The 26,580-nt window shown below is 63.5% G+C and carries 20 protein-coding genes; 15 read left to right on the top strand and 5 right to left on the bottom strand.

Features of this window, described 5'->3' with window-relative positions; all coding sequences use genetic code 11:
* Window positions 1-7: 7 nt before the first annotated feature.
* Both M729_RS0109290 and M729_RS0109285 read right to left on the bottom strand, forming a co-directional pair.
* Complete coding sequence (locus M729_RS0109290; RefSeq protein ID WP_024502725.1) at window positions 8-1,834, bottom strand: DUF882 domain-containing protein; 1,827 nt, start codon at window positions 1,832-1,834, stop codon at window positions 8-10.
* Between the two features lie 409 nt (window positions 1,835-2,243).
* Window positions 2,244-3,779 carry a sigma-54 dependent transcriptional regulator gene (locus M729_RS0109285; RefSeq protein ID WP_024502726.1) on the bottom strand — a complete coding sequence of 512 codons (1,536 nt, stop codon included), beginning with the start codon at window positions 3,777-3,779 and terminating at the stop codon, window positions 2,244-2,246.
* 175 nt (window positions 3,780-3,954) lie between these two features.
* Between M729_RS0109285 and M729_RS0109280 the strand changes: the two genes are divergently transcribed.
* The 12 genes from M729_RS0109280 to M729_RS0109225 all read left to right on the top strand — a co-directional run bounded on the left by M729_RS0109280 (window position 3,955) and on the right by M729_RS0109225 (window position 18,321).
* Entirely contained in the window at window positions 3,955-5,787 is a 1,833-nt protein-coding gene (locus tag M729_RS0109280) for a M3 family oligoendopeptidase (RefSeq protein ID WP_027161407.1), read from the top strand.
* Between the two features lie 359 nt (window positions 5,788-6,146).
* Complete coding sequence (locus M729_RS0109275; protein WP_027161406.1) at window positions 6,147-6,878, top strand: NADH dehydrogenase; 732 nt, start codon at window positions 6,147-6,149, stop codon at window positions 6,876-6,878.
* A 182-nt stretch (window positions 6,879-7,060) separates the two neighbouring features.
* Window positions 7,061-8,206, top strand: coding sequence for an aminodeoxychorismate synthase component I (locus M729_RS0109270; RefSeq protein ID WP_027161405.1), 1,146 nt, complete (start codon window positions 7,061-7,063; stop codon window positions 8,204-8,206).
* Window positions 8,155-8,817, top strand: coding sequence for an aminotransferase class IV family protein (locus M729_RS0109265; RefSeq protein ID WP_013529733.1), 663 nt, complete (start codon window positions 8,155-8,157; stop codon window positions 8,815-8,817). The genes M729_RS0109270 and M729_RS0109265 overlap by 52 nt, the downstream gene beginning before the upstream one ends.
* 3 nt (window positions 8,818-8,820) lie before the next feature.
* Window positions 8,821-9,756 (top strand): DUF3445 domain-containing protein, encoded by a 936-nt coding sequence (locus tag M729_RS0109260; RefSeq protein WP_027161404.1) that lies wholly within the window; start codon window positions 8,821-8,823, stop codon window positions 9,754-9,756.
* 130 nt (window positions 9,757-9,886) lie between these two features.
* Window positions 9,887-11,332, top strand: a complete 1,446-nt coding sequence (locus M729_RS0109255) for a homospermidine synthase (RefSeq protein WP_027161403.1) — start codon at window positions 9,887-9,889, stop codon at window positions 11,330-11,332.
* A gap of 184 nt (window positions 11,333-11,516) precedes the next feature.
* Window positions 11,517-11,894, top strand: a complete 378-nt coding sequence (locus tag M729_RS0109250) for a hypothetical protein (protein WP_013529730.1) — start codon at window positions 11,517-11,519, stop codon at window positions 11,892-11,894.
* 183 nt (window positions 11,895-12,077) lie between these two features.
* On the top strand, window positions 12,078-14,108 hold the full coding sequence (locus M729_RS0109245; RefSeq protein ID WP_027161402.1) for a bifunctional UDP-sugar hydrolase/5'-nucleotidase: 2,031 nt from the start codon (window positions 12,078-12,080) through the stop codon (window positions 14,106-14,108).
* A gap of 235 nt (window positions 14,109-14,343) precedes the next feature.
* Window positions 14,344-15,408 (top strand): ferrochelatase, encoded by a 1,065-nt coding sequence (gene hemH / locus M729_RS0109240; protein WP_027161401.1) that lies wholly within the window; start codon window positions 14,344-14,346, stop codon window positions 15,406-15,408.
* 155 nt (window positions 15,409-15,563) lie between these two features.
* Window positions 15,564-16,775, top strand: coding sequence for an FAD-binding oxidoreductase (locus M729_RS0109235; protein WP_027161400.1), 1,212 nt, complete (start codon window positions 15,564-15,566; stop codon window positions 16,773-16,775).
* A gap of 119 nt (window positions 16,776-16,894) precedes the next feature.
* Complete coding sequence (locus M729_RS0109230; protein WP_013529726.1) at window positions 16,895-17,845, top strand: SPFH domain-containing protein; 951 nt, start codon at window positions 16,895-16,897, stop codon at window positions 17,843-17,845.
* An 11-nt stretch (window positions 17,846-17,856) separates the two neighbouring features.
* Window positions 17,857-18,321 carry an NfeD family protein gene (locus tag M729_RS0109225; RefSeq protein WP_013529725.1) on the top strand — a complete coding sequence of 155 codons (465 nt, stop codon included), beginning with the start codon at window positions 17,857-17,859 and terminating at the stop codon, window positions 18,319-18,321.
* Between the two features lie 4 nt (window positions 18,322-18,325).
* Here M729_RS0109225 and M729_RS0109220 read toward each other — a convergent pair whose 3' ends face one another.
* On the bottom strand, window positions 18,326-19,327 hold the full coding sequence (locus M729_RS0109220; protein WP_024502733.1) for a KpsF/GutQ family sugar-phosphate isomerase: 1,002 nt from the start codon (window positions 19,325-19,327) through the stop codon (window positions 18,326-18,328).
* 237 nt (window positions 19,328-19,564) lie between these two features.
* Here M729_RS0109220 and M729_RS0109215 point away from each other — a divergent pair, with 237 nt between their 5' ends.
* Complete coding sequence (locus tag M729_RS0109215) at window positions 19,565-21,355, top strand: outer membrane beta-barrel protein (protein ID WP_027161399.1); 1,791 nt, start codon at window positions 19,565-19,567, stop codon at window positions 21,353-21,355.
* 40 nt (window positions 21,356-21,395) lie between these two features.
* On the opposite strand, the gene galU is transcribed toward M729_RS0109215, so the two are convergent.
* Window positions 21,396-22,301, bottom strand: coding sequence for a UTP--glucose-1-phosphate uridylyltransferase GalU (gene galU / locus M729_RS0109210; RefSeq protein ID WP_013529722.1), 906 nt, complete (start codon window positions 22,299-22,301; stop codon window positions 21,396-21,398).
* A gap of 209 nt (window positions 22,302-22,510) precedes the next feature.
* On the opposite strand from galU, the gene M729_RS0109205 reads away from it, so the two are divergent.
* Both M729_RS0109205 and M729_RS0109200 read left to right on the top strand, forming a co-directional pair.
* Window positions 22,511-23,731 (top strand): lytic murein transglycosylase, encoded by a 1,221-nt coding sequence (locus M729_RS0109205; RefSeq protein WP_027161398.1) that lies wholly within the window; start codon window positions 22,511-22,513, stop codon window positions 23,729-23,731.
* Between the two features lie 124 nt (window positions 23,732-23,855).
* Window positions 23,856-25,070: a DUF459 domain-containing protein gene (locus tag M729_RS0109200; RefSeq protein ID WP_013529720.1), complete on the top strand. Its 1,215-nt coding sequence runs from the start codon at window positions 23,856-23,858 to the stop codon at window positions 25,068-25,070.
* 27 nt (window positions 25,071-25,097) lie between these two features.
* On the opposite strand, the gene M729_RS0109195 is transcribed toward M729_RS0109200, so the two are convergent.
* Window positions 25,098-26,552 carry a glutamate synthase subunit beta gene (locus M729_RS0109195; protein WP_013529719.1) on the bottom strand — a complete coding sequence of 485 codons (1,455 nt, stop codon included), beginning with the start codon at window positions 26,550-26,552 and terminating at the stop codon, window positions 25,098-25,100.
* Between the last annotated feature and the right edge of the window lie 28 nt (window positions 26,553-26,580).

Below are 26,580 nucleotides of genomic sequence, written 5' to 3'. Positions count from 1 at the left end.
TTTGCCGTCATTTGGTCTGGAAGCGGGCTACCGACATGAACTTGACGGCGTTGCCGGTGAAGCGATTGGCATCGGCCACCTGGCTGCTCGGCTGGAAACCAGCGGTGTAGACCTCGCTCGGCGGCGTGTGCACGATGCTGTAGGCGTAACCCGGCGCCGTCGTCGCGCTTGAAACGGTGGCGACCTGCTCGCCGCTGGTCAAGGCCCAACGGGCGGCCTGCGGTGCGGCTGCAACCACCATGGCCTTGGGGCCTGGCTTCAGGTCGCGGGCGGTGGCTCTCGATTCCTTGCGCGTCGTCTTGACGCCGGCGCCGATCGCGGCGGCCGGATCGGAACCGACTGGGCGGGCCACGACAGCATCGCGCGGCGATGCGGTGTTGGTGCCCGGATCGTTGAACGCCGAACGCGGCTCGGACCCGGACAAGGAAGCAAGCTGGTAATCGGCCGCACCGACCTGGGCATTGGCCTCGTCGAGCACGGCCTTGACCGCGTCCGGCCTGGCCATCTCGGGCCGCGCCGTCGGCAGCACCGAGAACGCATCGGTCGCGGTCTTGCCTTGGTCGGCCGTCTCGGCCAGCGCCATCAGCACATCCTTGCTGGGCGGCGCAGCCAGAGCGGCCGGCAGCGAATTGTCGGGACGCCATGTCGGCAACGGTATGTTGTTGACCGCGACCTGGGTCGCATCAGCCGAAGCCGTTGCATCGGCCATGCCGAAAGGAACGCTCGCCGGCGCATGCGCGGTCGCCACGGCCTGCTCGGTGGTGGCTGTCGCCTCCGCCATCGCGAAGGGAACATTCTCAGGCTGCTGCGCGCCGACATCGGCTTTCGGCCGCGGTGCGAAATCCGGCAGCGGAATGCTTCGGGCCGGCAATGCCGCGATGATCGTCTCCGGCGTGTCCTGTTCAGGCTCCGGAGCCTGCTGTTCGGTCACCTGCGGAATCTCGGCGCGCCGCGCATTCTCCGGCGCCACGATGGCGATGCCCGGGAGGTTGCTGGTCTTGGCCGCCGCTGCCGGCTTCAGGTTTCTCGCCTTGGGCGGGGGGGCGGCCGAAGCGGTCTCGACATCGGCGCTGTCGTCGGCCTCGTCGTCGCCGCCGCCACCGAAGAAAGCCGACAGGAATCCACCCGATTTCTTGCTGCTGCCGCCGGCACTGGCCATCTCGATGGCCGGCGAGCCTGAACCCTTGCGCGCCTTGTAGGAGGCGAGCGCCTGCTCAAAACCGGGCAGCGGCCTGCCGTCGCTCGGCACATGCAGCGTCTTGCCATTGGGGAACAGGCTGACCAGTTCCTGCCGGCTGATACCGGGCCAATGGCGCACATTGCCGACATCCATATGGACGAACGGCGAACCCGATGACGGATAGTAGCCGACGCCGCCGCCCTGCATCTTGAGGCCGATGTTGCGCAGCTTTTTCAGCGGCACGCCGGGAATATAGAAATCCATCGCCTTGCCGAGCATGTGCTGGCTCTTCTCGGCCACGCCCCTGCTGCGGCTGCGCAGCATCGAGTTCGTCGACGGCGAGCGATAGCCGCACACGACCTGGATGTAGTCCGTGGCACCTGCTTCCCGATACGCCTCCCAGACGAGATCCAGCAGGCGCGGATCCATCTTGGTCGGCTCGTTGCGACGCCAGTCGCGCAAAATGATGTTGATCTTGCGGAGACCCTCGGGAACGTAGCGGCCGTTGCGCTTGTAGACGATCTCGGCCTTCTCATGGGTGTGGAGATGATAAAGCTTCAGCGACCGTGTTTCGGCGCTGGCTCCGCTCGCAGCCGCGGCAACAAAACCAAAAGCGACAACCAACACTGCCAGCCACTTCGGCCAGACGCTCAAATGATGGTGCCGCCTGTTTGTGTGTCGTTCGATTCTGTTCAAATCAAAAGGCCTTGCAGGCTGCCGTTTGTCCCCGGATTTGTCCAAACGGATGTGGCATTAGCACACCCGAATATCGATCCTAATGGTTAATCATCGCTTATTGAAGCCGAAATGCGGTAACACCGTGGCGATATCCCGTCAAAAATTGTTCACAAGGTTTCTTGGTAAACCGCTGGTTTAGATCAGATTTTCGCCTTCGCCCCGAACACGATCTGTTACCGCTAGCCTTAATGCGTGAACAGAGCTGTCCACGGGACAGCCACAATGCCGCTGAAACGGCGATACAAGGCCCGTTGTGGCATTGCAAGCTGGCGCCGGCCTTGTGGCAAAGCCGGAAGCCGGGCCAAAGCTCAGCCCGGCATCGCCCTTAGGAGGCTAGTCGATCGACGCGGCCTGTCTCCGGATCGATGCCGTGTTCCTTGAGCTTGCGATAGAGCGTCGAGCGGCCGATGCCGAGTCGGCGGGCGACTTCGCTCATCTGTCCGTTGTAGTGATCGATGGCAAGCTTGATCATCTCGAGTTCGACATCGGCAAGTGCCCGCACATTGCCGCGCTCGTCGAGCGCCCGCAACGTGCCGAAGCGAGGCTGCAGCCTTGCCGGCGGATCGAACGCGATTGCCGGGCCGCCCTCGCCGGGCAAGGCTTCGTCATCGCGCGCCTGCAAAGGCAAGGACGGCGACGGCGCGTCGCCATCCATATCGAGGTTGACGGTGCCTTCCACTTGCGCCCGGATCTGCGGGAAGTCCTCGGCGGCAAGCACATCGCCTTCGCAAAGCACCGAGGCGCGAAAGACGGCGTTTTCGAGCTGCCGGATGTTTCCGGGCCAGTCATAGGCCTGCAGCACGGCGAGCGCTGCCGCCGAAATACCTTGCAGGCGACGGTGCGGGTCGGCCGGCGCGACCTTCTCCATGAAATGGGTGACCAGATACGGGATGTCGTCGCGGCGGTCGCGCAGCGGCGGCACGAAGATCGGATAGACGTTCAGCCGGTAGAACAGATCCTCGCGGAACTTGCCGTCCTTGACCTGCTGTAGGAGGTTGCGGTGCGTCGCCGAAATCAGCCTGATGTCGACCCTGACGGTCGAGCGCCCACCGACCGGGTCGACCTCGCCGTCCTGGACCGCGCGCAACAGCTTGACCTGCACGTCGAGCGGCAGGTCGCCGATCTCGTCGAGAAACAGCGTGCCCGAATGCGCTTCGACGAACTTGCCGGTGTGCTTGTCGGTGGCCCCGGTGAACGAGCCCTTCTCGTGACCGAACAGGATCGATTCGACCAGATTGTCTGGAATGGCGCCGCAATTGACGGTGACGAAGGGCTTCGTGCGGCGGTCGCCACTGCCCTGGATGGCACGCGCCACCAGTTCCTTGCCGACGCCGGACTCGCCCTCGATCAGGATCGGAATGTTGGATGCCGCCGCTTTCTGGCCAAGGCGGATCACCCTGTCCATGGCCGGGCTGTGCGTGATCATGTCCTTGAAGGTCAGGAGGCCGCCGCGCCGGCGCGATGTGCGCTTGACCTCGCCCTCGACGGCCTCGACCTTGAGCGCATTGCCGATCGATGCCTGCAGCCTGTCGGGAGACGCCGGCTTGACGACGAAATCGAAGGCGCCATGACGCATCGCCGAAACCACGGTCTCGATGCCGCCCTGCGCGGTTTGCACGATCGCCGGCACGTTGATGTCGCGCTCGCGCATTGCCTTCAGCACGCCGATACCGTCGAGACCGGGCATGACCAGATCGAGGATGACCACCGACACCTCGCGGGCGCCGGGTCCATCGAGGATGTCGAGAGCGGCCGCGCCGCCGTCGACCACGATTGCGCTGTAGCCGAACCGCGTCACCGCCGCTTCGAGCAGCCGGCGTTGCACCGGATCGTCATCGACTATGAGTATGGAACCTGTCATGACTGGTGTGACTGCCCGCCCGAGGAATTCTGCCCTGTGGACCATCTTGGCACAGGGTTCTAAATAAGGTTTCAAAAAACCCGGTGAATGAATTCCTTAGGATTTGACCGGCTTCTCGTTTCTCCTTGAACCTTGGCCACGGAAGGTGTCGGCAATGCATAGGGATTCTGGGCACATGGTTTCCGCACGGCGGCTGGCGGCGCCGGCGTCGGGTCAAGGCGCGGCCGAGCTGGGCGACTTGCCGGAATGGAACCTTGCCGACCTCTATGCCGGCATGGACGCGCCGGAGCTGAAGCGCGACATCGCCAAGGCCGCCACCGATGCCACCAGCTTCGAGAGCCGCTGGAAGGGTACGCTGGCCGCCGAAGCCGAGCGCGGCAGCGCCGGCAGGCTGGGCGAGGCGCTTGTCGCCTACGAGGCGCTGGAGGAACTGATCGGCCGCATCGTCTCCTATGCGGGACTGGTTTATGCCGGAAACACCGCCGATCCCCAGCGCGCCAAGCTCTATGGCGACATCCAGGAGAAGATGACCGACGCCAGCGCGCACCTTCTGTTCTTCGCGCTCGAACTCAACCTGATCGACGATGCGTCGATCGAAGGCGCGCTCGCCGGCGATCCCGCCTTCGGCCACTATCGGCCATGGGTGCTCGATCTGCGCAAGGACAAGCCTTACCAGCTCGAGGACCGCGTCGAGCAGCTCTTCCACGAAAAGTCGATCACCGGACGCGGCGCCTGGAACCGCCTGTTCGACGAGACGATGACCGACCTTCGCTTCCACATCGACGGCGAGGAATTGACGTTGGAGCCGGCGCTGAACCGTCTGCAGGACGCCGACGGCGAGGTGCGCCGCCGGGCGTCCGAGGCGCTGGCCACGACCTTCCGCAAGAACTTGCGCACCTTCACGCTGATCACCAACACGCTGGCCAAGGACAAGGAGATATCCGACCGCTGGCGTGGCTTCGAGGACATCGCCGATTCACGCCATCTGGCCAACCGCGTCGAGCGCAGTGTGGTGGACGCCTTGGCCTCCGCCGTTCGCGATGCCTATCCGCGCCTCTCGCACCGCTACTACGCGATGAAGGCACGCTGGCTGGGCATGGAGGTGATGAACCATTGGGACCGCAACGCGCCGTTGCCGGATACGCCCCAGGCGATCATCGGCTGGGACGAGGCCAGGAACACCGTGCTGTCCGCCTATCAGCGCTTTTCGCCCGACATGGCCGAGATCGCGCGAACCTTCTTCGACCGCAACTGGATCGACGCGCCGGTGCGGCCCGGCAAGTCGCCTGGCGCCTTCGCGCATCCGACCGTACCGTCGGCGCATCCCTATGTCCTGCTCAACTACATGGGCAAGCCGCGCGATGTGATGACGCTGGCGCACGAGCTTGGCCATGGCGTGCATCAGGTGCTGGCCGGCGGCCAGGGTGCGCTGATGGCCTCGACGCCGCTGACGCTGGCCGAGACGGCATCGGTCTTCGGCGAGATGCTGACCTTCCGCTCGCTGCTCGACCAGACCACCGACCGGCGTGAGCGCAAGGCCATGCTCGCCCAGAAGGTCGAGGACATGATCAACACGGTCGTGCGCCAGATCGCCTTCTATGAATTCGAGCGCAAGGTGCATGCCGAACGCAAGAACGGCGAACTGACCTCCGACAGGCTCGGTCAGTTCTGGCTCGAAGTGCAGGCCGAAAGTCTGGGTCCCGCCATCAAGCTGCGCGAAGGCTACGAGGTGTTCTGGACCTACATCCCGCACTTCATCCATTCGCCCTTTTATGTCTATGCCTATGCTTTCGGCGACTGCCTGGTGAACTCGCTCTACGCGGTCTACCAGAACGCCGAGCGCGGCTTTCAGGACAAGTATTTCGAAATGCTGCGCGCCGGCGGCACCAAACATCATTCCGAGCTTCTGGCGCCCTTCGGGCTCGACGCCACCGATCCCGCCTTCTGGCAGATCGGACTTGGCGTCATCGGTGGCCTGATCGACGAGCTGGAAGCGCTTGACACTTGAAATGCCCCCAGGCGTCGCTCTAACAGTTTAGCCGGAATGCATGTTGGGACAGCTCTACTATCGCCCTAAATATCTGTTCTTGAAGTACTCTCCACCGAAGTTTTCCGATAGCTTTCCACAAGCTCTATGATAGCCTTCGCTCCAAGCTCAGCCGGAGCGCATGCGGATCGGCGAGGAGAAATCTCAGCCGGCCGTGGCGCTCAGGCGAACGCGACAACGGCCGTTGGCCATGGGCAAGCAAAGCCGATCGCCGACAGCTCGAACCGAAGCCGGCTGTTCTGCTTACCGCGGAACCACCAAGAGTAGTCCTTCGCCGAAGATCATGACCCACGGCAGACGGATCTGACTGGAGAGAGACAATGGGCACTTTTTTCTACGTGGTCCTGGCGTTCCTGATAGGCGTATTGGTCGGCTGGTTCCTTTGGGGGCGCCTGCGCGGTGAACTCGACAGCTTGCGCGGCGATCTCGACCGTACACGCAGCGAACGCGACAGGCTGCGCACCGACAGCGACCGCCTGACCGACGAACTCGATGCATGCGGCAAGACCCGCGCCGACCTTGAGCGCCGGCTGCGCGAAGCGTCGGCCGCACCTGCCGCCGGAAGCAGCGCGGCAAAACCGGCAAGCCAGGCGCCGGCGGCCCTGATGTCGACCCCCGCGACGGCCAAATCCACAAAGCCCGCGCCGGCCAAACCGGCCGCTGCGAAAGCGGTCCCTGCCAAGGCGGTCCCTGCCAAGCCGGCGGCGAAACCCGCCGCCACCAAAACCTCGGCTCCAGCCAAATCCGCAACGAGCAAGCCTGCAACAGCCAAGCCTGCATCCGGCTCAGCATCCGGAAAGCCCGACAATCTGCGTCGGCTGATCGGTATCGGTCCGGTCAATGAGAAACTGCTCAAGGCACAAGGCGTCACCAGCTTCGCCCAGATCGCGTCCTGGACAGCGGCCGATATCAAACGGATCGAAGACGTCATGAATTTCGATGGCCGCATCGCGCGCGAACGCTGGATCGAGCAGGCCAAGCTGCTCGCCGCCGGCAACGAGAAGGAATTCGCCAAGCAGTTTCCAACAGCCGGAACCTCCAGCAACAGCTGATCGCCAGGCACGACCTGAAGATTGCAAGCGGCGGCGCCATATCGGCGTCGCCGTTTGCTCTTGGTTCCTGAGTTGGCCCAAAGGTCGGCTTTAAGAGGCAGCGTGCCGTTCCCTCGATTGCGCGCGGGCGGCACCCCATATAGAGCGGTTGATGGCTTCATTGACCGCAGCATTCGGTGCCCATGTCCCTGCCCGCCGCAATTTTCCGCAATGACAAAAGCGCGCGCCAGCTCGTTTTCGACCGGCCGGCCGATATCATCGTGGCGCACGACGCAGGCGATTTCGGGCCGGCTCTGGAAGCAGCACAAGCCGCGCATGATGCAGGCAAATGGCTTGCCGGCTATTTCTCGTATGAGGCGGGCTACCTGCTCGAACCCAAGCTCGTTCCCCTGCTGCCGAATGGACGCCGCGCCCCACTCGTGTGCCTTGGGGTTTTCGATGCCCCGGTCGAACAGGCGGTGCCGCCGCGCAATATGGCGGCGACCAATGGCCCGATCTTCGACGCCCGTGCGACGTGGTCGCCCGAGGATTATGAAAAACGCTTCTCGCGGCTGCACCAGCACATCCGGCAAGGTGATTGCTACCAGGGCAATCTGACCTTTCCCGTGCATGCGCAATGGTCAGGCGAGCCGCTGGCCGCCTTCGATGCGTTGACTGAACGTCAGCCGGTGAAATATGGCGCGCTGATCGCGCTCGGTGAACCCATCGTGCTGTCGCGCTCGCCTGAACTGTTCTTCGAGATCGACGCCGAGGGCATGATCGAGACGCATCCGATGAAGGGAACGGCGCCGCGCGGCGCCACCAAAGCCGAGGACGAACGGCAGAAGATCTTCCTGCGCAATGACGAGAAAAACCAGGCCGAAAACCGGATGATCGTCGATCTCCTGCGCAACGATATCTCGCTGATCAGCGAGGTGGGCACGCTGGACGTGCCGGCGCTGTTCCGCATCGAGACTTACCCGACCGTGCATCAGATGGTGAGCGACGTCAGGGCCAAACTGCTGCCGGGTCTCTCTATCCGCCAGATCTTTGCGGCGCTGTTTCCCTGCGGTTCGATCACCGGCGCGCCTAAGATCCGTGCCATGGAGATCCTGCGCGACCTGGAAGGCACGCCCCGCAATGCCTATTGCGGCGCCATAGGCTGGATCGCGCCCGGCGGCCCGATGCGCTTTTCCGTGGCGATCCGCACCATCTCGTTCTTTTCGGGCGGCGAGGCCGTCTACAATGTCGGAGGCGGCGTCGTCTTCGATTCGACGGCGCAGGAGGAGTATCAGGAGTGTCTGCTGAAAGCGCGCTTCGCGACGGGAACACCGCCGACTTTCAGTTGATCGAGACCATGCGCTGGGAACCCGGCTCGGGCTTCCTGCGCTTCGATCGTCATCTTGCGCGCCTCTATGGCTCGGCGGCGGAACTCGGCTTCCGCTGTGATCCAGGCACGGTCGGCGAGGCGCTGAGCAGCGCGGTCGGCGGTTCCGGCGTTGCCACGCGCACGCGTCTCGTCCTGTCGCACGATGGCGAGGTGACGGCCTCTGCGCAGCCTTATGAACCGCTCGCCGCCGACAAGGTCTGGATGCTGCGGCTGGCGCGGACGAGGCTCGATTCGAACGACACGCTGCTGCGCCACAAGACCAGCCGGCGACAGCTTTACACGCGTGCCCGTGCCGAACACCTCATCACGCAGGCCGACGAGGTGCTTATGGCCAACGAGCGTGGCGAGATCTGTGAAGGCACGATCACCAATGTCTTTGCCGATCTCGGCGACGGCGTGCTGGCGACGCCCCGGCTCGATTGCGGCCTGCTGCCTGGCGTATTGCGCGCGCAGCTTCTGGATGAAGGCCGCGCCCGCGAAGCGATCTACAGCTTGGACGATCTGAAATCCGCCAAGTCCCTGTTCGTCGGCAATTCGCTGCGCGGACTGATCCCGGCAAGACTGACCTGAGACATGACGTCCCCAAAACATACGCTGCCCACCCACACGCCCTATGACGGCTCGTCGAAACTGTTCAGCATCGGGCTGAAGCCGCTCGACCCGGCGGCCTGGATCGAGGTCGACGGCCATCTGCTGCCGTATCTCGCCGAAAAGCACCGGCTCTATGCCGAAATCCCAGAGCGCGTTTTCGTCGAGGAGGACGGCACGCGCGACGCCCAGCAGGAAGTGCTCGACTTGCTCGCTGCGCATCTCCCGGAGAGGTTCCCCGAAACCCATCGGCTCGGCGGATCAGGCGTCGAGGTGGCGGGCGCGGCGAGCCGTCTGCCTGCTTCCCTCGCCGATGCGCCGCTGGCCAAAGCCTCACTGCTCGTCCAGGAAGACCTGATCCTGATGCGCAGCAGTGACAGCGGCTGGCGGCTGGTCGCCGGCTCGCTCTGCTTTCCCTCCTCCTGGTCGCTCCTGGAAAAGTTCGGCAAGCCGCTGCAGGACATCCACGCGCCGGTGCCGGGTTTCGGCCCGGGCACGCGTCCGGCGGGACTCATCAACCGGATGTTCGATGGCCTCCAGGGGCAGGCCGTCGAGCGCTACAACTGGTCGATCCAGTCCGACAACGCGCTCTACCATCCGCTCTCCGACCTGCAGCGCATCGACCGCGCCACCAACCGGCCGTCGCGCTTTCCCGATGGCGACATCGACGCCCATGCCTTCATTCGCGTCGAGCGGCAAACCCTGCGCAAACTGCCTGTTTCACGCGATATCCTGTTCACCATCCGCATCCATCTCGACCCGCTCGCCGTGCTGGCCAGGCACCCTGATCGGGCGAAGCTCGCGGTGTCTTTCGCCGCCCAGCTCGAAGCACTCGATCTCGCCCAGCTCGACTACAAGGGCCTGACATCGGACCGCGACCGGCTGATGACGGTCCTTAACCACATGGCCAATGACGACTGATCGCTGGTTGGCGCTTTTCGCTGGTTTGTGACAATGATCTGTGATGTAGCGCATGGCCGCCGGGCAAAGATGCCCGGTTTTGTGTGTGCGTTTTCCCAGTTTCCTGGGCTTTGAAGGAGTGCTCGATAAAATGGCGAATGAAAACTGGCCCGTTTACGGTGAGATCAGCGGCCCTGTCGTGATGATCGGCTTCGGCTCGATCGGCCGGGGAACGCTGCCGCTGATCGAACGCCATTTCAAGTTCGACAAGTCGCGCATGACGGTTATCGATCCGCGCGACACCGACCGCAAGCTGCTCGACGAGCGCGGCATCACCTTCGTCCAGGAAGCGGTGACCGAGAAGAACTACAAGAAGCTCCTGACCCCGCTTCTGACCAATGGCGGCGGCCAGGGCTTTTGCATCAACCTGTCGGTCGATACCGGCTCGGTGGACCTGATGCGGCTCTGCCGCAAGCTCGGCGTGCTCTACATCGACACCGTCGTCGAGCCGTGGCTCGGCTTCTATTTCGACGCCAAGGCCGATAACGCCAGCCGCACCAATTACGCGCTGCGCGAGTCGCTGCTCAAGGAAAAGCACGACAAGCCCGGCGGCGCCACGGCGGTCTCCACCTGCGGCGCCAATCCAGGCATGGTCTCGTGGTTCGTCAAGCAGGCGTTGGTCAATCTCGCCACCGATCTTGGCCTGGAGTTCTCGGAGCCCGCGCAGGACGACCGCGAGGGCTGGGCCAAGCTGATGAAGAAGGCAGGCGTCAAGGGCATCCACATCGCCGAACGCGACACCCAGCGCACCAAGAAGCCGAAACCGATGGATGTGTTCTGGAACACATGGTCGGTCGAAGGCTTCATCTCCGAGGGCCTGCAGCCCGCGGAGCTTGGCTGGGGCACACACGAGTCATGGATGCCGAAGAACGCCAAGAAGCACAAGCACGGCTCGAAGGCAGCCATCTACCTGGAGCAGCCGGGCGCCAACACGCGCGTGCGCTCGTGGTGCCCGACGCCCGGCGCGCAATACGGCCTGCTGGTGACGCATAACGAGGCGATCTCTATCGCCGATTTCTTCACCGTGCGTTCGAAGAAGGGCAAGGTGCATTACCGCCCGACCTGCCACTATGCCTATCATCCCTGCAACGACGCGATGCTGTCGCTTGACGAGATGTTCGGCGCCGCCGGCAAGCCTCAGCCGGTGCATCATGTGCTCGACGAGAACGAGTTGATCGACGGCGTCGACGAACTCGGCGTGCTGCTCTACGGCCACGACAAGAATGCCTACTGGTACGGCTCGCAGCTGTCGCTCGCCGAGGCGCGCAAGCTGGCCCCCTACCAGAACGCCACCGGCATGCAGGTCACCTCGGCGGTGCTCTCGGGCATGGTCTGGGCGCTGGAGAATCCCAAGGCCGGCATCGTCGAAGCCGACGAGATGGACTACAGGCGGTGCCTGGAAGTGCAGTCCCAGTATCTCGGACCGGTCAAGGGCTACTACACCGACTGGACGCCGCTCGATAACCGTCCCGGCCTGTTCCCGGAAGACCTCGACCGGAACGACCCGTGGCAGTTCCGCAACATCCTTGTGCGATAGCAGCACCGCCCACCTGCCTCACTGCCTTGCAATCGCCCGGAAATCGGGCGATTGAAGGGATGCGGACCATAGCGATACGTATTCATCTGGACGCACGTCGCTCTGGAAACTTGGATGCACGCCTCGTGCTTGTCGAAAATCGATTTCCGATTTTTGGGCCGAAGCGAGAGGAGAGGATTTTCACATGATCATTGCGCGCAAAATTCTTTCGATGAGCGTGGCGGGTGCCATTGCGGCGATGCTCGCCGCCTGTGCGACCAGCGGCCCCGATCAACCGCCGATGGCAGCGGCGCCGAAAGGCGTCGAGGGCTCGTGGATCGACGCCAAGGGCACCGGCCTGTCGACCTTCACCGGCGGCACCTTCACGACGGTAGCCACCGACACCGGCCAGAAGCTTGCCGACGGCAGCTACACGATGACCGGCGCCACATCGGTGCAGATCAACGGCACCTCGCTGATCCGCCAGACCGCGGTCAGCTTCAACTGCCTGATGGTGTCGACAAGCCAGCTCAACTGCACGAGCTCCAGCGGTCAGAATTTCGTGCTGACAAGGCGCGTCTGAACCCACGACCATTTTCCAAGGACGGCGGCCGGTTGGCCGCCGTCCTTTTTTGTGCCGGCAAAGGGTCCCGGATTCCGCTTGCGTCATCCGGAACGCGATGGGAACATGGCCAAAGCGCCGGCTGTTATGTTCCAGTCAAGCAAGAGCGCTAATGGCCTCTGATCAGCTTTCCGGGAGACGAAGATGAAGAAGCTTGCCGCCATTGCAGCCCTGTCAGCCTCAACCCTCGGCCTGTCGGCCGGCGCGTCCTTTGCCGACTACACGCTGAACATCCTGCATATCAACGACTGGCACAGCCGCATCGAAGGCAACAACAAATATGAATCGACCTGCTCGGCGGACGAGGAGACCAAGGGCGAGTGCATCGGCGGCGCGGGCCGGCTGATCACCGCGATCGCCCAAGAACGCAAGAAGCTGGAAGGCCAGAACGTGCTGCTGCTCAGCGCCGGCGACAATTTCCAGGGCTCGCTGTTCTACACGACCTATAAGGGCAAGGTCGAAGGCGAATTCCTCAACGACATGAAGTTCGATGCCATGGCCCTCGGCAACCATGAATTCGACGACGGCGAGGCCGCCTTGGCGCCGTTCCTCGACATGATCAAGTTCCCCGTGCTCGGCGCCAATGTGAAGGCCAACGCGCAATCCAAGCTCGGCGACCGCGTCAAGCCATCTGTTGTCGTCGAGGTCGGCGGCCAGAAGATCGGCATCATCGGCGCGATCACCAACGACACGCCGGATCTCGCGTCTCCCGGACCCAACGTCGCGATAGAGGACGACGTCAAGTCGATCACCGCCGAAGTCGAGAAGCTCAAGGGCGAAGGCGTCAACAAGATCATCGCCGTGACCCATATCGGCTACAGGCGCGAACGTGACGTCATCGCCAAGATCCCGGGCATCGATGTCGTCGTCGGCGGCCATAGCCATTCCCTGCTGTCGAACACCGACCCGAAGGCGGAAGGCCCCTACCCGACGATGGTCGACAATCCGGACGGCTACAAGGTGCCGGTGGTGCAGGCGGCCTCCTATTCGAAATATCTCGGCGAGTTCAAGGTGGTGTTCGACGACAATGGCGTCGTCAAATCGGCCAGCGGCGACCCGATCTATCTCGACAAGTCGATCACCCCTGACCCGGCCGTGCTCGCCCGCATCAAGGAGCTTGGGGCGCCGATCGAGGCGTTGAAGAACAAGGAAGTGGCCGAAACCACCGACGTCATCGACGGCAGTCGCGAGAGCTGCCGCACCCGCGAATGCGCGATGGGCAATCTCGTCTCCGACGCCATCCTCGACCGCGTCAAGGGACAGGGCGTCGAGATCGTCATCTCCAATGGCGGCGGCCTGCGCGCCTCGATCGACAAGGGCACCGTCACTATGGGCGAGGTGCTGACCGTGCTGCCCTTCCAGAACACGCTGGCGACCTTCCAGATTTCGGGCAAGGATCTGGTGGCCGGCCTCGAGGGCGGTCTCAGTCAGGTCGAGGACGGCGCCGGGCGCTTCCCCCAGGTCGCCGGCCTGAAATATTCCTTCGACAAATCCGTTGCGCCCAATGCCGGCCGGGTCAAATCGGTGGAGGTCATGGAAGGCGGTGCCTGGACGCCGATCAAGCCGGAGAAGGACTATCTGGTCGCCACCAACAACTATGTTCGCCAGGGCGGCGACGGCTACAAGGTCTTTGCCGACAAGGCCAGGAATGCCTACGACTACGGCCCCGGCCTCGAACAGGTGGTTGCAGACTATCTCGGCGCCCACCGGCCCTATACGCCGAAGCTCGACGGCCGCATCACCGAAATAGCCGCGACCGTCGCCGCGGCGCCTGCGGCCCCGGCAAGCGATCCGGCCAAGCCAGCCGAAGCAGCGCCGGCCACCCCGGCGCCCGCACCGGCTGAAGCCGCCAAGCCTGCCGAAGCGGCACCGGCAATGCCTGAATTGCCGGCCAACTCGGGCGATATAGCCAACACACCACCGGCCATATCGACGGAAGGAGCACCTCCCCCGCCAGCGCCACCAGCCGCGCCGGCACCGGCCGAGCCGGCAAAGCCTGCTGAGGCCGCGCCAGCGGAAGCCAGCCATGTCATCGTTGCCGGCGACACCTATTGGGATCTGGCCAAGAAAGCCTATGGCGACGGCGCCAGGTGGAAGGTCATTTCGGGCGCCAACAAGGGCTACGAGCCCCGCCGGCTTCCTGTCGGCGCAACGCTGACCATTCCGCCGAAATAGCTCGCTTATATGCCTGAATGACACCGCCCGTCCGAAAACCGGACGGGCGTCCTGTTTTCGGGCTAATGCATGTCGCTCAAAAGTGACCTCGGTTTTGGGAGAACGACATGCATAAAAACAAAGACTTAAAGCGGGCCGTCTGAATCCATTCGGACAATCCGCTTTAAGGTGCGGCCAGACGCTGCATTGAATGCGCGCGCAAGATGGTTAGGTTCGCGTCTCCCGGAGAACCCTTATGACGCTTCCCACCCCTGCCGATCCCAAGGTCGCAAAAGCGCTCGGCCCGTTGCCCGCTGGGCATCCGCCGGTCAAGGCGGGCAAGATCGGCGTCATGCTGGTCAATCTGGGCACGCCCGATGGCACCGATTTCAAGCCGATGTGGCGGTATCTGCGTGAATTCCTGTCCGATCCGCGCGTCATCGAGCTCAACAGGGCGATCTGGTATCCGATCCTCTATGGACTTGTGCTCACCACGCGCCCCAAGAAGTCCGGCGCCAATTACGCCCGGATCTGGAACCGGGAAAAGAACGAGTCGCCGCTGCGCACCTACACCCGTGCCCAGGCCGAAAAGCTGGCCGAAGCGCTGCGCGACCTGCCTGATGTCGTCGTCGACTGGGCGATGCGCTACGGCAATCCTTCGACTGCAAGCATTGCCCAGCGTCTGGCCGACCAGGGCTGCGATCGCATTCTTTCGTTTCCGCTCTATCCGCAATATTCGGCGACGACCACGGCAACAGCCAACGACCAGCTGTTTCGCGCGCTGATGAAGATGCGCCGCGCGCCGGCCGTCCGCAGCGTGCCGCCCTACTATGACGAGCCGGTCTATATCGAGGCGCTGGCGCGTTCGATCGAACGGCATCTGGCGACGCTGGATTTCGAGCCGGAGGTGGTCATCACCTCCTATCACGGCATTCCAAAACCCTATTTCGAGAAGGGCGATCCCTATCATTGCCACTGCCAGAAGACGACGCGGCTGTTGCGCGAACGGCTCGGCTGGGATGACAAGAAACTGATCATCACCTTCCAGTCGCGCTTCGGCGCGCAGGAATGGCTGCAACCCTATACCGACAAGACGGTGGAGAAACTCGCACAGGACGGCGTCAAGTCGATCGCCGTCGTCAATCCCGGCTTTTCCGTCGACTGCATCGAGACGCTGGATGAGATCGGCCGCGAGGCGGCCGAAACCTTCCACCATGCCGGCGGCAAGAATTTCGCCCATATCCCTTGCCTCAACGACAGCGCGGAGGGGATGGCGGTGATCGAGGCGATGGTGCGGCGCGAACTGTCTGGCTGGGTCTAGGAGAAATTCCAGGAAAAGTGTGAAACGGTTTTCCCGGGAAAAGCGAATAGCGCTTTCCCTTGGGAATTTCGTCAACGGGAGTTAGAGCAGCTCGCCGCTCTAACTCCGGAACAACACAAGCTCCGGGGCGTTAAGGCGCGCCGCCGGAGAATGCGATGTCCCGCAAACTCGACCTCAGAACTGGCCAGCCCGTCTGGTCAGCCTATCGCGCGCCTGCGGTGCCGACGGACGGCCTGGTCCGGGACGTCAAGGCAGATGTGCTGGTCGTCGGCATGGGCATCAGCGGCGCCATGATGGCCGAGGCGCTGACGGCCGATGGCCATCGGGTGATCTGTATCGACCGGCGCGGTCCGCTGAAGGGCTCGACGGCCGCAACCACCGCACTGGTGGCATTCGAAATAGACCAGCCTCTCTCCACGCTTTCGAAGATGATCGGCAGAGCCTCGGCGCAGCAGGCCTGGCGGCGCTCGCGGCTCGCCGTCTCCAATCTCGCCGGACGCATCGCCGAACTCGGCATCAACTGTGGCCTGAGCCGGACGCCGTCGCTCTATCTGTCTGGCACGATACTTGGTCCGTCGGAACTGCGCGACGAGGCCAAGGCACGGCGGCTAGCCGGCATCGCCGCGACCCATCTGACGCCGGCGCCGCTGGCGGAGACATTCGGCATCGACCGCGAAGGCGCCATTCTCAGCCACGGCAACATCGCGCTCGACCCGCGTAAGCTGACGGCTGGCCTGCTGCTGAAATCCCTTCAGCGCAAGGCCCGCTTCTACGCCCCCGTCGAAGCGACAGTGATCGAGGATAGCGCCGAAGCTGTTGTCGTCGCGACCAGGGATGGCCCGACCATAACCGCGCGACATGTTGTTCTGGCCACCGGCTACGAACTTGTGGAGATCGTGCCGGCCGCGGCCCACCGGATCATCTCGACATGGGCGATCGCAACACGCCCGCAACCGCGAAAGCTCTGGCCGGACGCAGCGTTCATCTGGGAAGCGTCGGAGCCGTATCTGTATATGCGCACGACGATCGACGGCCGGGTCATTTGCGGCGGCGAGGACGAGGATTTTGTCGACGAAGCGCGGCGCGACGAGCTGATCGCCGACAAGAGCACACGCATCGCCGAGAAGTTCGGCCTGGTATTTCCGCATCTCGACACCAGGCCCGATTTTGCCTGGACCGGTTCGTTCGGCACCACAACCACCGGCCTGCCCTATATCGGTGCCATTCCCCGCCACCCGCGCATCCATGCGGTGATGGGCTACGGCGGCAACGGCATCACCTTCTCGCAGATCGCTTCCGAGATTGTCCCGGCTTCGATCAACGGGCTGGAGGACACGGATGCAAGATTGTTTGCCTTCAACCGCTGATCGCACCCGCAAACAATCCGTCATCACCTGATTGTAACGCATCTGAAACACACTTAAGTCTTTGGTGAAGTCGGCCGCGCGAGAATGGCTTGTGCGGCCTTCGTCTGAGGGAGAGCCAAATGGATTTCAGTGGTTTCGATATTGCGGTTGGTGCACTTGCCCTTCTGGTATTGGTGCTGCTGATCAAAGGCATCAGGACAATCCCGCAAGGCTACAACTATACGGTGGAGCGCTTTGGCCGTTACACCAAGACACTGAGCCCGGGTCTCAATTTCATTTACCCGTTCATCGACCGCATCGGCGCCAAGATGAACATGATGGAGCAGGTGCTCGACGTTCCAAGCCAGGAAATCATCACTCGCGACAACGCCATCGTCGGTGTCGACGGCATCGCCTTTTTCCAGATCCTCAACGCCGCGCAGGCCGCCTACCAGGTTTCCGGCCTGCAGAACGCCATCCTCAATTTGACGATGACCAACATCCGTACCGTCATGGGTTCGATGGATCTCGATGAACTCCTGTCGAACCGCGACGCCATCAACGAGCGCCTGCTGCGCGTCGTCGATGAAGCGGCCCACCCGTGGGGCATCAAGATCACCCGGGTCGAAATCAAGGACATCAACCCGCCGGCCAACCTCATCGAATCGATGGGCCGGCAGATGACCGCGGAACGCAACAAGCGCGCCCAGATCCTTGCCGCCGAAGGCCTCAAGCAGTCGCAGATCCTCGAGGCCGAAGGCCGCAAGGAAGCCGCCTTCCGCGATGCCGAGGCGCGCGAGCGTTCGGCCGAGGCGGAGGCCCGCGCCACCCAGGTGGTGTCGGAAGCGATCTCCAAAGGGGATGTGCAGGCGCTGAACTACTTCGTCGCCCAGAAATACACCGAAGCGTTGGGCAAGATCGGCACCGCGACCAACAGCAAGATCGTGCTGATGCCCTTCGAGGCATCGTCGCTGATCGGTTCGCTCGGCGGCATTGGCGAGATCGCCAAGGAAGTCTTCCGCAGCGAGGGCACGACCGGCTCGCAGAGGCAGGCCGCGCGCCCGCCAGTCGTTCGCCCAACCGACAACTGAGGTCGAAACCAATGATCGACCGCATCGTTTCCGAACTCGGCCCGTGGAACTGGATGGTTCTCGGTTTCGTCCTGCTGGTGATGGAAATCATCGCGCCGGGTATCTTCATGCTGTGGATCGGCATCGCCGCGCTGATCATCGGCGCTGTGTCGCTGCTGATCTGGGACACCGGCTTCTGGACATGGCAGGTCCAGGTCCTCGCCTTCCTGGCGCTGTCGCTGGTCTCGGCCTATGTCGGCAAGAAGCTGGTCGGCAGCCGCAACGACCCGACCGATCAGCCGCTGCTCAACCGGCGCGGCGCGCAAATGGTCGGCAGGATGGCGACACTTGCCGAACCGATCCGTGACGGGCGCGGCCGCATCAAGCTGGGCGACACACTGTGGCGTGTCTCCGGCCCTGACCTGCCGGCCGGCACGCAAGTGCGCGTGACGGGTGCGGCCGATACGGATCTGGAACTGACCGTCGAGGCGGTCTGAACGTTCAGGCGGCGCCGATACGCAGCAGATCATGCAGGTGGATGAGGCCGACTGGTTTCCGGCCCTCCACCACCATCAGGCTGGTGATGGCTGAATTGTTGATCGTCTGCAGCGCCGTTGCCACCAGCGTGTCCGGCGTCGCGGTCTTCGGACCTCTTGTCATCACCTGATCCACCGTCATCGCCAGCAGATTGCTGCCGATGTGACGGCGGATGTCGCCATCGGTGATGATGCCGACCAGCGCACCGTCGACATCGGTGATCGCGACGCAGCCAAATCCTTTGCGCGACAGTTCCAGGATCGCGTCCTGCATGCCAGTGCCCGCAACCACCAGCGGCAGCCTGTCGCCGACATGCATGATCTCGCGGATCTGCGTCAAATTGGCGCCGAGCTGGCCGCCCGGGTGAAAGGTGCGGAAATGGTCCGGCGTGAAGCCGCGTGCTTCGAGCAGCGCGATCGCCAGCGCGTCGCCCATCACCAGTTGCAGCAGTGTCGATGTCGTTGGCGCCAGGCCGTGCGGACAGGCCTCCGGAGCGCGCGGCAAAAGCAGCACCACGTCCGCCGCCCGCGCCAGCGCCGATGTCTCTCCGGCGGTGATGGCGATCAGCGGAATGGAAAAGCGCCTGGAATAGGCGACGATGCCCATCAGTTCCTTGCTTTCGCCCGACCACGACATGGCGATGATGGCGTCGTCCCTGGCGATCATGCCGAGATCGCCGTGGTTGGCTTCGGCGGGATGGACAAAGAAAGCCGGCGTGCCGGTCGAGGCCAGCGTCGCCGCGATCTTCGAACCGATATGGCCGCTTTTGCCGACGCCGGTGACGATGAGCCGGCCTTCAATCCCCGAGATCATCTCGACCGCCTGGGCGAAAGGCGCGGCCAGCCCATTCTCCAGCGCCTCGGCGAGGGCTGCGACACCAGCCTGTTCTGTCGCCACCGTCCTCAGCGCCGAAGCGATCGAGGCTTGCCTGTCCAAAGGCTTCTTATCCAGGGATCCCGCATGCATGGCTGATGCGATTAGCGCTTTGCCGGCGCGCTGTCCAACGGAAATGGCCCCAGGCATATCGCCCAAACGTGTGCGGTGGTTTCAGACGACGGCAGGCGAGAAACGCACGCAGTATGAATCCCTTTGGAAATCAGCGCTTCAGGCAGCTGACGGGCCGCTGCCTCAACCCTCCGTTAACCATCCCCATTTACGGTTCGGTAAGTATGGCGCGCGTGCGCCGCGCAAGCAGTGGTGGCGATGTCCGGGGTCCAGCCAGAAAATTCGACGCGACGTGGGGGCAAGGCGGTCTGCGCCTTGCTGCTGGCAACCAGCATGTTTGCCTTGCTGCGCCCAACGGCGCTCCATGCCCAGGAAACCGAACTGCGCGGCGAAGTTTCGGAATCGGCGATCCTGTCCGACCAGCAGCGCAAGGCGAGACAGCTGGCCTTGGCAGCGCAGGGTCAACAGCCGGCCAACGCCGCGCAGGACAATACGCCGGCCCGCACCTATCTGCCGGCCAGCGCCGGTGCCGTGCCTGATGACGCCGACGCTGGCGACGCCACCGCGACCGGCAGCCTCTTTGACCCGCCGGCAGCCACTGACGACACGTCCGCCGACACGGCGGCGCCGCCCAAGCCGCGCCGCCGCTCATCGGCCGCCAGGCAGAATGCGGCTGACCAAGCCAAGGACAAGGCTGCCGACAAGTCGAAAAAGAAGAAGAAATCGACGGCCGACACCTCCGACATCACCGCTTCCACGACCGCCTCAACGGCGGACGCCACCGATGCTGCAGAGACCGATGCGGACACGGCCAACCGCCGCGCACTCACCATCGACAGCGCCGACAGGCAGAAGCTCGACCCAGGAGCGGAGCGTACGGACGCCATCGAAGGCCAGAAGAAGAAGCTGGAGGATGATCCGTTTGCCGCCACCGGCGTCAAATGGGGCTCCTTCGTCATCCGGCCGACGATCGAACAGGGCCTGACCGCCACCTCGAACGGCGATTCGAGCAGTGCAGGCAAGTCGGCGCTGCTGTCCGAGACGGCGCTGCGCTTTTCCGCCGCCTCCGACTGGCGCGAGAACTCCGCCACGATCGACGGCTATGGCCTTTTTCGCGAGACCGTCTCGGGTTACCCGGTTCACGACGAGCAAGGCCGCATCGAAGGCCAGCTCAATGTCGATCTCGACAATGAATTGCGCGCCATCGCCAAGCTCGGCTACGAGGCCGTGCCGGAATCGGCATCATCGCCGGACGCCATTGCCGGCGTCAGCAAGCAGCCGCTGCGGCAGACCATCGATGGCAGCCTGGCCGTCGAAAAGCATCTCGGCAAGATGCAGTACACCTTGACCGGCGCGGTCTCGCACGACTTCTACGGCGACGCCAAGCTCTCGGACGGCACCTCGCTGTCGCAGAAGGATCAGGACTCGACGCTCTACACGGCGACGTTGCGCACCGGCTACGAGATCTCCCCCGCCCTGACCCCCTTCACCGAAATCGAGGTCGGCCGCCGGACCTATGATCAACGCATCGACAATGAAGGCTTCGAGCGCTCGTCGACGCGGCTCGGCGCCCGCGCCGGCCTTGCACTCGACATGGGTGAGAAGCTGTCGGGCGAATTCTCGGCCGGCTGGCTCAGGGAAGCGATCGACGACAAAAACCTTGATGCGATCTCGGGTGCCACCGTCAACGCCGACCTCAAATGGTCACCCGAGCGCGGCACCATAATCGGCCTGACCGGGCGGACCACCGTCGAGCCCACGACCACATCGGGCGAGAGCGGCGACATCCTCTATTCCGGTCGCCTGACAGGCGAACGCCAGATTCGCGCCAACCTCACCGCCAACGCGGCTCTGGGTCTCGACTGGCGTGATTACATCGGCATCGACGGCCATGACAGGGTGTTGAGCGCCGAGGCCGGCCTGACCTGGTGGCTGAACCGCTACGCGGGCCTGACCACAAGAGTGAGGACCGAGAAACTGACCAGCAACCTGCCGGGCCGGGACTACACCGCCAACAGCATCTTCCTCGGCGTCAAGGTGCAGCGCTGAACGGCCGCACCAACGACATCCGGCCGCTCGCTAGGATGTTTTAAAACGCAGCGCCACGGCGCTCTGACGGCTTCAGCTCGTCGAGAAGCGTCCGGATGACGCCCGCCATGTTCTCGTTCATGTCGCTGCGCCACAGCGCGAAGGCGACATTGGCCTCGACAAAACCCTCCGGCGATCCGCAGTCGAACGTGCGGCCTCGATAGTGGTAGCCGTAGAAAGGCTGCTGCTTTTCCAGCTTCAGCATGGCGTCGGTGAGCTGGATCTCGTTGCCGGCGCCTTTTTCCTGACCTTCTAGGATCTTGAAGATCTCCGGCTGCAGGATGTAGCGGCCGTTGATGTAGAGGTTGGACGGCGCGGTGCCGGCCTTCGGCTTTTCCACCATCTCGGTGATACGGAAGCCGTGATGCGTGTCCTCGCCGCGGCCGACGATGCCGTATTTGTGGGTTTCGGCGGGATCGCATTCCTGCACCGCGATGATGTTGTTGCCGGTCTCCTCGTAGAGCTCGACCATTGCCTTCGTGCAGCTCTTCTCCGACTGCATGATCATGTCGGGCAACAAAAGCGCGAAGGGCTCGTCGCCGACGAGCTCGCGGGCGCACCAGACGGCGTGGCCAAGTCCCATCGGCACCTGCTGGCGTGTGAAACTGGTCTGCCCCGGCGCCGGCTGCAGCCGCTGCAGGCGGGCGAGCTGGTCGTCCTTGCCGCGCTGGGCCAGCGTGTCATAGAGTTCGAACTGGATGTCGAAATGGTCCTCGATGACGGCCTTGTTGCGACCGGTGACGAAGATGAAATGCTCGATGCCGGCCTCGCGCGCCTCATCCACCACATACTGGATCACCGGCCGGTCGACGACGGTCAGCATTTCCTTGGGGACAGCCTTGGTGGCCGGAAGAAACCGTGTGCCGAGACCGGCGACCGGGAAGACTGCCTTGCGAACTCTCTTCATGCTTTCAATTATCCGTTTGAGGGCCAGCTCCGCAATCCCCGTTTCAAGACATTTTCACGCCGGAATTGGGGATTACTGGGAAACTGAGGGGAACGTCCACCGGTAAAGCTTCGAAGCGTCTTTTCGTTCCCGGTGGCACCTATGGTAAACTAATTCCTAACCTGGTTCGGCGATGAATGGTCTTTCCTGAGACAGAGAAGGAGGAAAAGATGTCCGTTCGCAATGCCGCAAAAATTTTTACCAGCGTCATGGCGGCAGCCAGCCTATCGCTCGCTCTGCTGATGCCTGGCCCCGCTTTCGCAGATGCCGGTTTCCGGCAATGGGTCGCCGGCTTCCGCGCCACCGCCGTGCAGAGCGGCGTTTCCGGCGCCCTCTACGACCAGGCCTTCAGGAACATCAGGGATATCGATCCCGTGGTGCTGGAAAAGGCGCGCACGCAGCCTGAATTCACGGCCCCTGCCTGGGACTATTTCGACAACCGCGTCCATGATCAGTCCGTCGCCGTCGGCCAGCAGATGGCCAGGAAATGGAAGCCGTGGCTGGATCGGATCGAGGCCAGGTTCGGCGTCGACCGTTACATCCTGCTGGCCATCTGGTCGATGGAATCGAATTATGGCGAGATCCTCAAGCGCGACGACATCATGCGCAACGTCGTGCGCTCGCTGGCGACCTTGGCCTACGCCGATCCGAAGCGGGCGAAATTCGCCCGCACACAGCTGATCGCCGCGCTGAAGATCCTGCAGACCGGCGACATCGACGAAAGCCATCTGAGCGGATCCTGGGCCGGCGCCATGGGCCACACCCAGTTCATCCCGACCAGCTATCTGCACTATGCCGTGGACATGGACGGCAATGGCAAGCGAGACATCTGGAATTCGATCCCCGATGCGCTGGCGACATCAGCCAATTTGTTGAAGAAGAATGGCTGGCAAGCCGGCAAGACCTGGGGCTATGAGGTCGCCTTGCCAGCCGGAAAACTTCCCGGCGGTTCCAAGACACTGTCGCAGTGGCAGGCGCTCGGCGTCGTCAGGGCCAACGGCAAGCCGTTCAAGAACGGCTCCGACAAGGCGACGCTGAAGGTGCCGGACGGCCGCAGCGGGCCAGCCTTCCTGATGATCAAGAATTTCACGGTCATCAAGGCCTACAACAACGCCGACAAATATGCGCTGGCCGTCGGCCTTCTTGCCGACGAAATCGCCGGCTCGAGCGGTCTGGTGCAGGACTGGAAGCGGCCTTTCACCAAGCTTACTTTCGAGGAAAGACAGGAGCTGCAGAAGCGGCTTTCCCAGCATGGCCTTTACGACGGCAAGTTCGACGGCAAGATCGGCGACGGCTCGAAGACTGCCATCATGGCCTTCCAGGCCAAGGCCGGCTTGACCCAGGACGGCTATCCGAGCATGGAAGTGCTGAAGTGGCTCCGGCAGAAATAGAGCCGCCTGCGGTGCCGCGCGGCCTTCCAGGCGCGCAAAGGACACTGTAGCAATCTGGCGCGGCATTTGCCGAGAAACCGATGCGGTTTTTCGGCAGGACTGCGCCAAGGGACGGAGGAAACGATTGGCTTCGGCTGCGCGCATCGCAGGGCTTGTTCGTCGCATGCCGGTGCTCGTCCTGGCCGTGGTCGTGCTTGCCGTCGGCGTGGCTGGCGCCTTTCATGCGCCGGCCATGGCGCAGGAGCAGCAAAACCGCGGCTGGTCGTTGCGCGACCTTTTGTTTCCGCGCCGCAGCGAGCGCATTGAGCCGCCCCTGGATATCCAGAAGCCGAGGCCCAGGCCCAAGGCGAAAAAACCCCGCGCCCCGCGCCCGCCCGCGGAACCGGAAATCCCGGTGGTCGACAAGGCGCCGGACGCCCGCACCGTCCTGGTGGTCGGCGACTTCATGGCGGCCGGCCTCGCCGAAGGCCTCGACACCGCTTTCGCAGAGAATGCCGGCGTCAGGATCGTCGTTCGCAGCAATGGCTCGTCCGGCTTCGTGCGCGATGATTTCTACAACTGGCCCGAACAGATCAAATCGCTGATCGAGACCGAAAAACCCGCCGCCGTGATCGTCATGCTGGGCTCCAACGACCGCCAGTCGATGAAGGTGGGCGACGTGCGCGAACAGCCACGCTCCGAGAACTGGACCAAGGAATATGAACGCAGAACCGACGCGCTGGGCAAAGCCATCGCCGCGGCCAAGGTCCCCTTCCTTTGGGTCGGCATGCCGGCGTTCCGGGTGCCGAAGATGACCTCGGATATGCTTGCCTTCAACGACATCTACCATCAGGCCGCAGAAAGCCATGGCGGCGAATTCGTCGATATCTGGGACGGCTTTGTCGACGAGAACGGCGCCTTCGTCACCAGCGGCCCCGACATCAACGGCCAGCCGGTGCGGCTGCGCGCCGATGACGGCATCAATATCTCGAAGGCGGGCAAGCGCAAGCTCGCCTTCTACACCGAAAAACCGCTGCTGAAGATCCTCGGCCTGACCGCGCCGGGAAGCATGATTACACCGTCCGCTCCGGCGGGCGCCCCTGTCGAGACGCCGGCGCCGGCCGCGCCCCCCATCGTCATCGACCGCACTGCGCCGATGCTGCTCAGCGATCCGGCACTCGACGGCGGCTCGGAGCTGCTTGGCGCGGCACCGCCGGCAAAGGCCAATCCGGACCTGCCCGGTGAAAAGCTTGTGGTCGAGGGCAAGGCACCGATTGCATCGCCCGGCCGCGCCGACGACTTCTCCTGGCCACCGAAGGCCGCAGCCGCGACCGACACCACGACCGCGATCAATCGTTAGTGTCGCAGCGCGGCTCTGAGGCCGGGCTCAGCGCGGGAGAACGCTCGACCCCATCAACGCCTCGTCGATCGCGCGCGCCGCCTGGCGGCCCTCGCGGATCGCCCAGACGACCAGCGACTGGCCACGACGCACGTCGCCGGCCGCATAGAGCCTGTCGACGCTGGTCTTGTAGTCGCGGTCATTGGCCTCGACATTGCGCGAGCGGCGGCTGTCGGTGGCGATCTTCATCTCACCCTCCAATTCCCTCGCCACACCGGCCGCGGCCGGCCCGGCAAAGCCGATGGCGATGAAAGCGAGATCGGCACGAATGACGAATTCGGTACCGGCGATCGGCTTGCGCTTGTCGTCGACCTCGCAGCACTTGACGCCGGTCAGCTGGCCTTCCTCGCCGATGAATTCGAGCGTCGCCACCTGGAATTCGCGCTCGGCGCCTTCGGCCTGCGAGGACGAGGTGCGCATCTTCGTCGCCCAGTATGGCCAGACCGAAAGCTTGTCTTCCTTCTCCGGCGGCTGCGGGCGGATGTCGAGCTGTGTGACGCGCACCGCACCTTGGCGGAAAGCGGTGCCGACGCAGTCGGACGCGGTATCGCCGCCGCCGACGACGACGACATGCTGGCCGCCGGCGATGATAGGATGCGACGGCCACGCCACCGACTGGATCGGTTCGCCGCCTACCCGCCTGTTCTGCTGCACCAGATAGGGCATCGCGTCATGCACGCCGCCGAGATCGTCGCCGGGAATACCGGCCGCGCGCGGCGTTTCGGAACCGCCGCAATAGAGCACGGCATCATGTTCGGCGAGCAGTTCGGCAACCGGCTTGTCGACGCCGACATTGACGCCGCAATGGAAGGTCACGCCCTCGCCCTGCATCTGCTCGATGCGCCGGTCGATATAGTGCTTCTCGATCTTGAAGTCGGGAATACCGTAGCGCATCAGCCCGCCGGGCCGGCTTTCGCGCTCGTAGACATGGACGTCGTGACCGGCGCGGCCAAGCTGCTGGGCAGCCGCCATGCCGGCCGGGCCGGAGCCGATGACGGCGACCCGCTTGCCGGTCTTCTTCTCCGGCGGATAGGGCCTGATATGGCCGGTTTCATAGGCCTTGTCGGCAATCGCCTGCTCGACCGTCTTGATGGCGACGGGAATGTCCTCGAGGTTCAGCGTGCAGGCTTCCTCGCAAGGCGCCGGGCAGATGCGGCCGGTGAACTCCGGGAAATTGTTGGTCGAATGCAGGTTGCGGATCGCATTGTCCCAGTCGCCATTGTAGACGAGGTCGTTCCAGTCTGGAATCTGGTTGTGGATCGGGCAGCCGGTCGGCCCGTGGCAGAACGGAATGCCGCAATCCATGCAGCGCGCGGCCTGTTTCTCGACCTCCTTGTCAGACATCGGCAGCGTGAACTCGCGGAAATGCCGGATGCGGTCGGAGGCCGGCTGGTACTTGTGCACCTGCCGGTCGATTTCGAGAAAGCCTGTTACCTTGCCCATAGTCCAGTTCCTGCTGTCCAGATGGTGC

Origin of the sequence: Mesorhizobium sp. WSM1293 (assembly GCF_000513875.1) — a bacterium.
GTDB classification, from domain to species: Bacteria; Pseudomonadota; Alphaproteobacteria; order Rhizobiales; family Rhizobiaceae; genus Mesorhizobium; species Mesorhizobium ciceri.
Note: the sequence above shows the minus strand (reverse complement) of the source record. Positions and strands in the feature narration are given on the sequence as shown.